The organism is Nocardioides sp. OK12 (assembly GCF_024341885.1).
GTDB classification, from domain to species: domain Bacteria; phylum Actinomycetota; class Actinomycetes; order Propionibacteriales; family Nocardioidaceae; genus Nocardioides; species Nocardioides marinisabuli.
This window is the reverse complement of sequence record NZ_BNET01000004.1, coordinates 519773-531416: the sequence shown is the minus strand read 5'-3', so window position 1 is coordinate 531416 and position 11644 is coordinate 519773. Positions and strand designations below refer to the sequence as shown.

The 11644-nt window shown below is 72.9% G+C and carries 12 protein-coding genes; 5 read left to right on the top strand and 7 right to left on the bottom strand.

Going from position 1 to position 11644, the window contains the following annotated elements; all coding sequences use genetic code 11:
- Positions 1 to 46 precede the first annotated feature (46 nt).
- The 5 genes from OCU29_RS12975 to hrcA all read right to left on the bottom strand — a co-directional run bounded on the left by OCU29_RS12975 (position 47) and on the right by hrcA (position 5216).
- Entirely contained in the window at positions 47 to 178 is a 132-nt protein-coding gene (locus OCU29_RS12975; RefSeq protein WP_179616936.1) for a methionine/alanine import family NSS transporter small subunit, read from the bottom strand.
- A complete protein-coding gene (locus tag OCU29_RS12970; protein WP_261820254.1) occupies positions 175 to 1731 on the bottom strand; it encodes a sodium-dependent transporter in 1557 nt (518 codons plus the stop codon). The genes OCU29_RS12975 and OCU29_RS12970 overlap by 4 nt, the downstream gene beginning before the upstream one ends.
- A 453-nt stretch (positions 1732 to 2184) precedes the next feature.
- Positions 2185 to 2925 carry a 16S rRNA (uracil(1498)-N(3))-methyltransferase gene (locus tag OCU29_RS12965; protein WP_261820253.1) on the bottom strand — a complete coding sequence of 247 codons (741 nt, stop codon included), beginning with the start codon at positions 2923 to 2925 and terminating at the stop codon, positions 2185 to 2187.
- Positions 2926 to 2932: 7 nt separating this feature from the next.
- Complete coding sequence (gene dnaJ, locus OCU29_RS12960; RefSeq protein WP_179616938.1) at positions 2933 to 4114, bottom strand: molecular chaperone DnaJ; 1182 nt, start codon at positions 4112 to 4114, stop codon at positions 2933 to 2935.
- A 73-nt stretch (positions 4115 to 4187) separates the two neighbouring features.
- The gene (gene hrcA / locus OCU29_RS12955) at positions 4188 to 5216 is read right to left on the bottom strand and encodes a heat-inducible transcriptional repressor HrcA (RefSeq protein WP_179616939.1); all 1029 of its coding nucleotides are present in this window, start codon (positions 5214 to 5216) and stop codon (positions 4188 to 4190) included.
- A 153-nt stretch (positions 5217 to 5369) separates the two neighbouring features.
- On the opposite strand from hrcA, the gene OCU29_RS12950 reads away from it, so the two are divergent.
- The 5 genes from OCU29_RS12950 to OCU29_RS12930 all read left to right on the top strand — a co-directional run bounded on the left by OCU29_RS12950 (position 5370) and on the right by OCU29_RS12930 (position 8489).
- Positions 5370 to 6059, top strand: coding sequence for a DUF2470 domain-containing protein (locus OCU29_RS12950; RefSeq protein WP_261820252.1), 690 nt, complete (start codon positions 5370 to 5372; stop codon positions 6057 to 6059).
- A gap of 4 nt (positions 6060 to 6063) precedes the next feature.
- Positions 6064 to 6912 carry an MBL fold metallo-hydrolase gene (locus OCU29_RS12945; protein WP_261820251.1) on the top strand — a complete coding sequence of 283 codons (849 nt, stop codon included), beginning with the start codon at positions 6064 to 6066 and terminating at the stop codon, positions 6910 to 6912.
- A gap of 78 nt (positions 6913 to 6990) precedes the next feature.
- A complete protein-coding gene (locus tag OCU29_RS12940; RefSeq protein WP_261820250.1) occupies positions 6991 to 7185 on the top strand; it encodes a hypothetical protein in 195 nt (64 codons plus the stop codon).
- A 78-nt stretch (positions 7186 to 7263) separates the two neighbouring features.
- On the top strand, positions 7264 to 8115 hold the full coding sequence (locus OCU29_RS12935) for a DUF3097 domain-containing protein (RefSeq protein WP_179616943.1): 852 nt from the start codon (positions 7264 to 7266) through the stop codon (positions 8113 to 8115).
- Positions 8112 to 8489, top strand: coding sequence for a DUF4870 domain-containing protein (locus OCU29_RS12930; protein ID WP_261820249.1), 378 nt, complete (start codon positions 8112 to 8114; stop codon positions 8487 to 8489). The genes OCU29_RS12935 and OCU29_RS12930 overlap by 4 nt, the downstream gene beginning before the upstream one ends.
- On the opposite strand, the gene hemW is transcribed toward OCU29_RS12930, so the two are convergent.
- Positions 8482 to 9708 carry a radical SAM family heme chaperone HemW gene (gene hemW / locus OCU29_RS12925; RefSeq protein WP_261820248.1) on the bottom strand — a complete coding sequence of 409 codons (1227 nt, stop codon included), beginning with the start codon at positions 9706 to 9708 and terminating at the stop codon, positions 8482 to 8484. The two genes, OCU29_RS12930 and hemW, sit on opposite strands and share 8 nt — an antisense overlap.
- Before the next feature lie 99 nt (positions 9709 to 9807).
- Positions 9808 to 11628, bottom strand: coding sequence for a long-chain fatty acid--CoA ligase (locus tag OCU29_RS12920; protein ID WP_261820247.1), 1821 nt, complete (start codon positions 11626 to 11628; stop codon positions 9808 to 9810).
- Positions 11629 to 11644 lie beyond the last annotated feature (16 nt).

Genomic DNA, 11644 nt, shown 5'->3' with positions numbered 1-11644 from the left:
CAGTCCCGTCGTACCCGGGCACGACCCCGACGCGGGGTCCCCGCGGCTACAGGTCGCGGTGGACCTCGTCGGGGCGCGGGGTCGAGGACGAGCGGCTCAGGTTGAGGACCGCCAGCGCCAGGCCGCCCCAGATCACCAGCATCGCCACCACCATCATCACGATCGCCGTGGTGCTCATCGCTGCGCTCCTTCGCTCGGGTCGTGCTCGTCGATGATGGCCTCCACGGCCCAGGGGTCGCGCCAGCCCAGCCGCGCCAGCACGAAGCCGATGACGAGCACGGCCACCGCGGAGCCCCAGCCGAAGGTCACCAGCATCCAGCTCGGGTAGCCGCCGTACGGCGTGCCAAGGTCGGAGAGGAACGCGTCGACGAGCACGTAGGTCAGCGCCACCGGTGTCACCACCCCGACCAGCGCGCGCCACCACAGGCCGATGTGGATCGAGGTGTGGTCGTTGAGGTGCGCGGCCAGCACCGGCAGCGCGCGGAGGCCCCACACGACGACGACCATCGAGACCACGGCGACCAGCAGGATGCCGAACTGGTTGATGAAGTGGTCGACGATGTCGAGCACGTGCAGGCCGCTGGTGGTACCCAGGAACAGCACGCTCAGGAGGGCCATCGGCAGCGAAACGACGAGGGTGGCGGCCACCCGGCCGAGCTCGAACTTGTCGCGCACCGCCGAGATCACGACCTCGGTGATCGAGATCAGCGAGGTCATGCCGGCCAGCACCAGCGAGGCGAAGAACAGCACACCGATCAGGGCGCCGGCAGGAGCCTGGTTGATGATCGCCGGGAAGGCGATGAACGCGAGCCCGACACCGCCGTCGCCGGCGACCTCGCTGACGGCCTGACCGCTGTCCTGGGCCATGAACCCGAGGGCGGCGAAGACGCCGATGCCGGCCAGCAGCTCGAAGCCGGAGTTGGAGAACCCGACGACCAGGCCGGAGCCGGGCATGTCGGTGTGGCGGTGCACGTAGGAGGCGTACGTGATCATGATGCCGAAGCCGATCGACAGCGAGAAGAAGATCTGGCCGAACGCCGCCGCCCACACGCTCGGCTCGGCGAGCGCGCTCCAGCTGGGCGTGAAGAGCGCGTCGAGGCCGCTGCCGGCGCCGGGCAGGAACAGCGAGACGACGACCAGGGCACCGAAGCTGAGCACCAGCACCGGGATGAAGACCATCGCGGTCGCGCCGATGCCCTTCTGGACCCCCAGCGCCAGCAGCCCGATGACCAGCGCCCACATCACCACGAGCGGCACCATCACGCCGGCGACCGGGTCGGCGGTCACGCCGGGGTCGCTGACCTGCAGGAACTCGCCGATGAAGAAGTCGGCCGGCGCGTCGCCCCAGGCCTTGGTGAAGGAGAAGAAGGTGTAGCGCACCGCCCACGCCAGCACCGCGGCGTAGTAGATGGCGATGACGGCGCAGATGCCGACCTGCCACCAGCCCAGGCCCTCGGCGCCGCGCCGCATCCGCGCGAACGACAGCGGCGGGGAGCCGCGGAACTTGTGGCCGATGCTGTAGTCGAGCAGCAGGAACGGCAGACCCGCGGTGAGCAGCGCGACCATGTAGGGGATGACGAACGCTCCCCCGCCGTTCTCGTAGGCCACGTAGGGGAAGCGCCAGATGTTGCCCAGGCCCACGGCCGAGCCGATCGCAGCGAGGATGAAGACCCGCCTGGAGGAGAACGCGCCGCGGCGCCTCTCCTCCTCGACCGCCATGGACTCGCTCACTGCTGACCTCCCGGACGTCGATGACGTGAACCACCCCATGCTAGGCCCAGCGGCGCCCCGGCCGCGGCCCCGACGCCGTACGCCATGGACTCACCCGGTTTCGAGACGGTTGCTGGCGCAACCTCCTCAACCAACGACCGCCACCACCGTTGGTCGAGCAGAGACGAGCGCCAGCGAGGAACGACGCCGAGACCCCGCAAGCACCCCACCCGCCGTACCCCATGGACCCACCCGGTTCCCAGACGGTTGCCAGCGCAACCTCCTCAACCAACGACCGCCACCACCGTTGGTCGAGCAGCGAGGAGCGCCAGCGACGAGCGACGCCGAGACCCCGCAAGGTGCCCACCCGCCGTACGCCGATGGGGCCACCGGGTTTCGAGACGGTTGCTGGCGCAACCTCCTCAACCAACGACCGCCACCACCCGAGCTCAGGACGGCGCTCGCGGCGAACGCCTAGGACCAGCGGGGGGTGCGGGAGAGGAGGGCGGAGCAGGCGGCGAGGCCGGCGGTGGAGGTGCGCAGCACCTCGTCGCCCAGGCGTACGGCGCGCGCACCAGCCGCGGCGAAGGTGGCCAGCTCGTCGGCGGAGACACCGCCCTCGGGGCCGACCACGACCACGACGTGGCCGGCGGCCGGGACGTCGAGCCCGGCCAGCGGCTCGGTGGCGTCCTCGTGCAGGACCACCGCAAGGTCGGCGCCGCGCAGCAGCTCGACCACCTCGTCGGTGCTGGCCATCGGGTCCACGACGGGGTGCCAGGAGCGGCGCGCCTGCTTGGCGGCCTCACGCGCCGTCGAGCGCCAGCGCGCCAACGACTTGGTGGCCCGCTCGCCCTTCCAGACCGCCACCGACCGGGAGGCCGCCCACGGGACGACCCGGGCGACCCCCACCTCGGTGAGCACCTCGACCGCGAGCTCCCCGCGGTCGCCCTTGGGGAGCGCCTGCACGACCGTGAGGGACGGCCCGGGCTCGGGCGCCTGCTCGGCGCTGAGGACCGTGACGTCGAAGACGCGCTTGCCGGTCGAGGTCACCTCGCCGACCACCGAGCGGCCCCGGCCGTCGGTGAGCACGACCTGCTCGCCCACCCGCAGCCGTCGTACGGCGACCGCGTGGTGGGCCTCGTCGCCCTCGACGGTGACGGCTGCGCCCACAGCCACCGCGTCGAGGCTCGGCACCAGGTGGACCGGGAGGCTCACCGTGGCCTCAGTGCGCGTTGAAGGCGTCGCGCAGGCGGCCGAAGACCGACTTCGCGCCGCCGGGGCGGACCTGCCCGTCGGGGGCCTCCTCGCCGCGCAGGGCGGCCAGCTCGCGCAGCAGCTCCTCCTGGCGGGCGTCGAGGCGACCGGGCGTCTCGACGGCGACGGTGACGATCAGGTCGCCCCGCCCGCCGCGCAGCCCGGGGACGCCGCGCCCGCGCAGCACCTGCTCCATGCCCGACTGGGTGCCCGGGCGCACCTCGAGCTCGAAGGACGTCTCGAGCTCGGGGTCGCTGTCCTCGGAGGCCACGTCGGCCTCGAGGGTCGGGATCGTCAGCGTGGTGCCCAGCGCGGCGGCCGTCATCGGCACCGTCACCGTGCAGTGCAGGTCGTTGCCGGAACGGGTGAAGACGTCGTGCGGCGCGACGTGGATCTCGACGTACAGGTCGCCGGCGGGCCCGCCGCCGGGGCCGACCTCGCCCTCCTCGGCCAGCTGCACGCGGGTGCCGGTGTCGACGCCCGCGGGGATCTTGACCGTCAGCGCCCGGCGCGAGCGCACCCGACCGTCGCCGGAGCACTCCCGGCACGGCTCGGGAATGACCGTGCCGAAGCCACGGCAGGCCGCGCAGGGGCGCAGGGTGCGGATCTCCCCGAGGAACGAGCGCTGCACGTGGGCGACCTCGCCCTGGCCGCGGCAGGTCTCGCAGGGCACCGGGTGGCTGCCCTGGGCCGCGCCGTCGCCGCCGCAGGTCGTGCAGGTGACGGCCGTGTCGACCTTGAGCTCGCGGGCCACGCCGAAGGCGGCCTCGGCGAGGTCGATCTCGAGGCGGATCAGCGCATCCTGGCCGCGGCGTACGCGCGGACGCGGACCACGACCCTGGCCACCGCCCTGACCGCTGCCTCCGAAGAAGGCGTCCATGATGTCGGTGAAGGAAAACCCGGCACCCTGGCCGAAACCACCGGCCCCCGCACCACCGAAGGGGTCGCCGCCGCGGTCGTACGCCGCGCGCTTCTGGGGGTCGGAGAGGACCTCGTAGGCCCGGGAGACCTCGCCGAACTTCTCCTTGCTGGCGGGGTCGGGGTTGACGTCGGGGTGGTACTGGCGCGCCGCCTTGCGGTACGCCTTCTTGATCGCGTCGGCGTCGGCGTCGCGGGAGACACCGAGGAGGTCGTAGAGGTCCTGGCTCACCATGTTCCTTACAGGGACTTGATCGGGGTGCTGGCTGTGGTGCTGGCTGGGGTGGGTCGTGCGGGGACGGGGCTCAGCCCTCGTCGAGGATGCGGGAGACGTAGCGGGCCACCGCGCGCACGGCGGCCATGGTGCCGGGGTAGTCCATGCGGGTCGGGCCCACGATGCCCAGGGTCGCCAGCGACTCGTCGGGAGGGCCGTAGCCGGTGGAGACGACGCTGGTGGAGGCGAGCTCCTCGTAGGGGCCCTCGGCGCCGATCCGCACGGTCACCAGACCGCCGGTGCCGGCCTCGCCGAGGAGCTTGAGCAGCACGACGTGCTCCTCGAGCGCCTCGAGCAGGGGGCGCACGGCGGAGTCGAAGGAGTCGCCGTAGCGGGCCAGGTTGGCCGCGCCGCCCACCGCGATCCGGTGGTCGGAGCGGTCGTCGCTGAGCGCGTCGAGGAGCACCTCGACGACGGGCCCGCTGGCGCTCGTCGGCCCGGTGGGCTCGGCGCTGAGCGGCGGCAGATCGCGCAGGGCCGCCATCGCCTCGGCGATGGTCTGGCCGGTGACGGCGCGCAGCACCCGCTGGCGCAGCTCGACCAGGGCGTCGTCGGCGAGGTCCTCGGCGAGCTCGACCAGGCGCTGCTCGACGCGGCCGGTGCTCAGGATCAGCACCACCAGCAGCCGCCGGGGCGCCAGCGACACGATCTCGACGTGGCGCACCGTGGAGCGCGAGAGCGTCGGGTACTGCACCACCGCGACCTGGCGGGTCAGCTGGGAGAGCAGGCGCACCGAGCGCTGCACCACGTCGTCGAGGTCGACGGCGCCGTCGAGGAAGCTCGAGATCGCGCGCTTCTCGGCCGAGCTGAGCGGCTTCACCGTGGTGAGCCGGTCGACGAACATCCGGTAGCCCTTGTCGGTGGGGACCCGCCCAGCGCTGGTGTGCGGCTGGGTGATGTAGCCCTCGTCCTCGAGCACGGCCATGTCGTTGCGCACCGTCGCGGGAGACACACCGAGACCGTGGCGCTCCACGAGCGCCTTGGAGCCCACCGGCTCCTCGGTGTGCACGTAGTCCTCCACGATGGCGCGGAGCACGGCAAGCCTGCGGTCCTCCTGCACGTCGCCTCCTCGCAGCCTCGTCGGCCTGGTCCCGGCCCGGTCACCTCGCACGACGAGGTTGGCACTCGCCAGCGCGGAGTGCCAATCCTACAAGGCCACCCCGGGCGCGCTCACCTATTGACCCGACACTCAGGTTAGGCTTACCTAACTCCTATGGACCTCTCCTTCCTCGCCGGCCCGCCGTCGTACGCCGTCGCGGCGGCCGCCCGCAGCATCCTGGCCTGCCCCGCGACCGCCGTGCTGGAGGTCGACCGCGCCCCGCTGCCGCTCGACGACGCGGTGCTCGGCGACCGCGACGGCCGGCCCACGCTGACCTGCGAGGCGACCTCGCCGCTGGCCCGCGCCGCGACCTCGCGGTCGGTGGCGCGACTGCGGCTGACCAGCGGGGTGGGCGGGGGCGCCAGCGACGTGCTCGTGCTCTCCGGCCGCCTGGTCCGCATCGACACCGCCACCTGCGGGTCCTGCGCCGAGGAGCACCTGGTGGTCGCCCTCGACCCGGCCGCCGCCCTCGTCACGCTCGCCGGGCAGCGCCACCCGCTGCCGCTGGCCGACTTCCTCTCCCCCGCCCACCGGCTCAACCGCGGCTACCTGCAGCGCAGCCTCGAGCACGTCGAGACCCACCACCACGACGACCTGCGCCGCAGCGTCGCCCACTCGACCGGCACGCCGCCCGACGACGTGATCGCCGTCAGCCTGCGCGACCTCGACACCCGGGGCGTCACGATGCGCTGGGTCGACCCCGACGGCGCCCACCAGGTGCGGCTGCGCTTCCCGCGCCGCGCGACGAGCACGGCCGACCTGGGCCGCCTGCTGCGGGAGGGCATCGGCGCGCCCCTAGGGTGAGGCCATGGTCTTCTCCGAGGTCGCCGACCGGGTCTGGGTGGCTCGCCACGAGTGGTACGACGTCAACGTGGGCGTCGTCGCCGGCGAGCGGGGGCTGGTCGTGGTCGACACCCACGGCTCGGCCGCGGCCGGCCGGCGCGTCCTCGAGCAGGTGCGGGCGCTCGGGGCCGGCGAGGTCGTCGCCGTGGTCAACACCCACGCCCACTTCGACCACGCCCTCGGCAACGCCGCGTTCCGCGAGGCCGACCCGACCGTGCCGGTCCACGCCCACGAGACGGCGCTCGAGGAGCTGCGCGCCACCAGCGTCGAGGCGGTGGCCGCGGCGTACGCCGCCGACGACGCCGCGCGCCGCGAGGAGGTGCTGGCCACCGAGGTCGTGCTGCCCGACCGCACCTTCTCCTCCGCGACCGTGATCGACCTCGGTGACCGGGTGCTCGAGCTGGTGCACCCGGGCCCGGCCCACACCGCCGGTGACCTCGTCGTGCTGGTGCCCGACGCCCGGGTGCTGCTGGCCGGTGACCTCGTCGAGGAGTCCGGCCCGCCGGGGCTCGGCGAGGACAGCTTCCCGATGCAGTGGCCGCTCTCCCTCGACATCGTGCTGGGCCTGACCACCGGCGCGAGCACCGTCGTCCCCGGGCACGGCGCCGTCGTCGACCGCGACTTCGTCGAGGTGCAGCGCAACGAGCTCGGCATCGTGGCCGAGACGATCCGCGACCTCGCCGGCCGCGGCGTCCCCGTCGAGGAGGCCCTGGCGGCCGGCGAGTGGCCCTGGGAGCCCCACCACCTCGCGACCGCCGTGCGCCGCGGCTACGAGCAGCTGCCCCGCAGCCAGAAGCGCCTGCCGCTGATCTGAGCCCACGGGGGCGTCCGTCCCGGGGCGCGACCCGGAGGGTGGGTGACCGGGGCGCCGGTCGTGACTAGCGTCACGCCCATGAGCGAGCACGAGACCGACCACGAGACCGAGCGCCCCACCGACTCCTCCTCGATCGGCGACGACCAGCTGCCCGAGGACCTGGTCGCCTCCGACGACAACCCGCTGGCCGAGGGGCTGGAGGCCGGCGAGGACGTCTACCTCCTCGAGGAGGGCAAGCGCGCCGAGGAGATGGAGGAGCCCACCGACGGGTGACCCGTACGACACCCCCGGGCGGGCCGCCACCGGCGCGCCCGCCGCACGACGTCGGTGCGCTCTCCTAGCCTCGTGCGGGTGAGCGACCGATACGGCCACGACGTCCTGTCCGGCGACTGGCGCGCCCCCAAGCGGGGCCGCGCGACCGAGGCCCCCGCCAACCCCGGTGAGGTGGTCGAGGAGGTCACGACCGACTTCTGCGGCGAGGTGGTGCAGGTCGACCGCGACCTGCACACCGTGACGCTGGAGGACCGCCGCAACCGGCGGCGCACCTTCCCGCTCGGCCCCGGCTTCCTGCTCGACGGGCGTCCGGTGATCCTGACCGCGCCCGTCACCCGCACGGCCCCCACCCGCCCGACCCGCACCGCCTCCGGGTCCGTCGCGGTCCACGACGCGAAGGCGCGGGTGGCGCGGGCCAGCCGGATCTTCGTCGAGGGCCGCCACGACGCCGAGCTGGTGGAGAAGGTGTGGGGCGACGACCTGCGCATCGAGGGCGTCGCGGTCGAGTACCTCGGCGGCGTCGACGACCTGGCCGACCACCTGCGCGACTTCGGCCCCGGCCCCGGGCGCCGGGTCGGTGTGCTGGTCGACCACCTCGTGCGCGGCTCGAAGGAGAGCCGGATCGCCGACGCGATCAGCCGCTCCCCGGTGGGCAAGCACGTGCTCGTCGTCGGCCACCCCTTCGTCGACATCTGGCAGGCCGTGAAGCCCGACCGGCTGGGGCTGCAGGAGTGGCCCACCATCCCGCGCAGCATCGAGTGGAAGAAGGGCGTGTGCCAGCACCTGGGCTGGCCGCACCGCGACCAGGCCGACATCGCCCGGGCCTGGAAGCAGATCCTGGGCCGGGTCCACTCGTTCGCCGACTGCGAGCCCGCGCTGCTGGGTAGGGTCGAGGAGCTGATCGACTTCGTCACCGAGGAGGGCCCGTGAGCCAGGTGCCGCCACCACCGTCAGGCCCGCCCGCGGGCCTGACCCCCGACGAGCGCACCTGGGGCGGAGCCGCGCACTGGTCGGCGCTGGTCGGCGCCTTCGTGGCGATGGCCTTCCTCGGCCCGCTGCTCGTGCTGCTGCTCAAGGGCTCGACCTCGCCCTACGTGCGCCGCCAGGCGGTGGAGTCGCTGAACTTCCAGCTCTCGATGCTCATCTACTTCGCCGTGTCGTTCGTGCTGGCCTTCGTGCTCATCGGCTTCCTGCTGCTGCCGGTGGTCGGTGTGCTGTGGCTGGTCTTCACCATCATCGGGTCGGTGAAGTCGGCCGAGGGCGGCGAGTACCGCTACCCGCTGACCATCCGGATGGTCAGCTGAGCAGCTCGCGCACCACGCCGTCGGCGAGCAGGCGGGCCCGCTCGGTCAGGGCGACGCGCCCGTCCCGCTCGACGAGCAGCCCCCGGGCCACCAGGCCCGGCACCGCCGCCCGCCCGTGGGCGTCGAGCACACCGGCGTCGAGCCCCTCGCGCAGCCGCAGCTCGAGCAGCACCCGTTCCACGCGCCGGTCCTCGGCGCCGAGCACCTCGCGGGCCTGCGCGGGGCTGCGGTCGGCCCCGATCCGGTCGGCGTACGCCGCCGGGTGCTTGACGTTCCACCACCGCACGCCGCCCACGTGCGAGTGCGCGCCGGGGCCCACGCCCCACCAGTCGCCGCCGGTCCAGTAGAGCAGGTTGTGGCGGCAGCGGGTCTCGGCCCCGCTCGACCAGTTCGACACCTCGTACCAGCCCAGCCCGGCCGCCACGAGCCGCTCGTCGGCCAGCGCGTACTTGTCGGCCAGGTCGTCCTCGTCGGGCATCGGCAGCTCGCCGCGGCGCACCCGGCGCGCCAGCGCGGTGCCGTCCTCGACGATCAGCGAGTACGCCGAGACGTGGTCGGGCGCGCAGGCCACCGCGGCGTCGACCGAGGTGGCCCAGTCGTCCTGGCTCTCCCCCGGGGTGCCGTAGATCAGGTCGAGGCTGACCTGCTCGAAGCCGGCCTCGCGGGCCCACCCCACCACGGCCGGCACCCGGCGCGGGTCGTGGGTGCGGTCGAGGACCTCGAGCACGTGGCGCACCTGCGACTGCATGCCGAAGGAGACCCGGTTGATGCCGACGTCGCGCAGCCGCTGCAGGGACTCGGCGTCGACGGAGTCGGGGTTCGACTCGGTGGTGATCTCGACGTCGGGGGCCAGCCCGAACTCCTCCGCGGCCGCGGCCACGACCGAGCCGAGGTCGTCGGGGCTCAGCAGCGTGGGCGTGCCACCTCCGAAGAAGATCGTGGAGACCGGCAGGTCGCGCTCGCCCAGCACCGCCCGGGCCCGGCGCACCTCGGCCACGGCCGCCTGCGCGTACGTCGCGCGCGACGCACCCGGCGCGCCGCCGGCGGGGCCGAGCTCCTCGGCGGTGTAGGTGTTGAAGTCGCAGTAGCCGCAGCGCACCGTGCAGAACGGCACGTGCACGTAGAGGCCGAAGGGGCGCTCCCCCAGCCCGGCGAGCGCGGCGTCGGGCAGCGAGCCGTCGGCGGGGACGGGTTCGCCGTCGAGCGGGGTGGAGGGCACCGCCCCATCCTCCCCCACGCTCCTCGCGGGCCCGCACGCAGCAGGGCCCGCGCACCCGTGGTGGGGTGCGCGGGCCCGGCGTCGCGTCGGTGCGGCCGCTCAGCTGTAGAAGCTGGCGATCTTCTCCTTGTTGTTGCTCTCCACGACGTTGCGCTTGACCTTCATCGAGGGGGTCAGCTCACCCGACTCGATGGTCAGGTCGTGGTCGAGGATGTCCCACTTCTTGATGGTCTCCCAGCGGTTCAGGCGCCCGTTGAGCTGCTCGACGTAGCCGCCGATCATGTCGTGGACCTGCTGGGAGCGGACGACCTCGGTGTAGTCCTTGCCGGCCATCCCGTTCTCCTCGGCCCAGCCCGCCACGGCGTCGGGGTCGAGGGTGATCAGGGCGACGACGTAGTTGCGCTCGTTGCCGAAGACCATGAACTGGCTGACGTAGGGGCACAGCGCCTTGAACTTGGCCTCGATGGCCGAGGGGGCGATGTACTTGCCGCCGGAGGTCTTGAAGAGGTCCTTGATGCGACCGGTGATGGTCAGGAAGCCCTCGGCGTCGAGGCTGCCCTTGTCGCCGGTGCGCAGCCAGCCGTCCTCGGTGAACGCCTGGGCGCTCTCCTCGGGCAGGTTGTGGTAGCCCTGCATGACGTGCGGTCCGCGCAGCTGCACCTCGTCGTTCTCGCCGATGCGCACCTCGGCGCCCGGCAGCGCCTTGCCGACGGTGCCCATGTGGTACTCGTCGGGGTGCCCGACGGTGGCGCCGGCGGCGTTCTCGGTCATCCCGTAGCCCTCGAGGATGAGGATGCCCGCGCTGTGGAACCACTGGGCGATCTCGGAGTTGAGGGCGGCGGAGCCGGAGATGAAGAAGCGCACCCGGCCACCGAACCGGTCGCGGACCTTGCTGAAGACCAGCTTGTCGAAGAGGCCGTGCTGCAGCTTCAGCGGCAGCGGCACCGACCTGCCCTCGCGCTTGAGCTCGTCGACCTTGGCGCCGACCTCGAAGGCCTTGTTGAAGATCTTCTCCTTCGCCCCGCCCTCGGCGGCCTGCATCATGTGGATGCGCGAGTAGGCCTTCTCGAAGATGCGCGGGGCCGCGCCCATGAAGGTGGGCTTCACGACGGCCAGGTTGTCGATGATCTTGTCGACGCGGCCGTCGATCGCGGTCGCGAAGCCGCAGGCCAGCTGCGAGGAGAGCAGCACCTTGCCGAACGAGTGGGCCATCGGCAGCCACAGGAACTGCAGGTCGTCCTCGTGCAGCAGGTCCTGGACCCGGATCGCCTCGCCCTCGTAGACCCACGAGCGGTGCACCAGGCGCACGCCCTTGGGGCGCCCGGTGGTGCCGGAGGTGTAGATCAGGGTCGCGAGCTGGTCGGGCTCGATCTTGCGGGCCGTCTCCTCCACCGCGCCGGGGTGCTCGGCCAGGTACGCACGGCCCAGCTCGGCCAGGTCGTCCATGCCGATGACCCAGTCACCGTCGGTGGTGCCGTCGAAGGTGACGACCTTGATCACCTCGGGCAGCTCGTCGCGGTGCGAGCGCAGCTTCTCCAGCTGCTCGTCGTCCTCGGCGAAGACGATCCGCGAGCCGGAGTCGCTGAGGATGTAGGCGGTGTCCTCGCTGTTGGTGCTGGGGTACACGGTGGTGGTCGCCGCGCCGGCGCACATCACGGCGAGGTCGGCGAGGATCCACTCGTAGCGGGTCCCCGAGGCGATGCCGACGCGCTGCTCGGTCTCGATGCCCAGGGACAGCAGCCCGGCCGCCAGGGCGGTGACCCGGTCACCCGCCTCGGACCAGGTCACGGACTCCCAGGTCTCGCCGACGGGGAAGCGGAAGGCCTCGGCGGACGAGGACTTGGCGACCCGGTCGAAGAACTGGACGGCGACGTTGGCGGGCATCGTGTCGACGAAGCTGGCGTCGTGGTTGGCAGGCATGGCGCTCCTGGCTGTG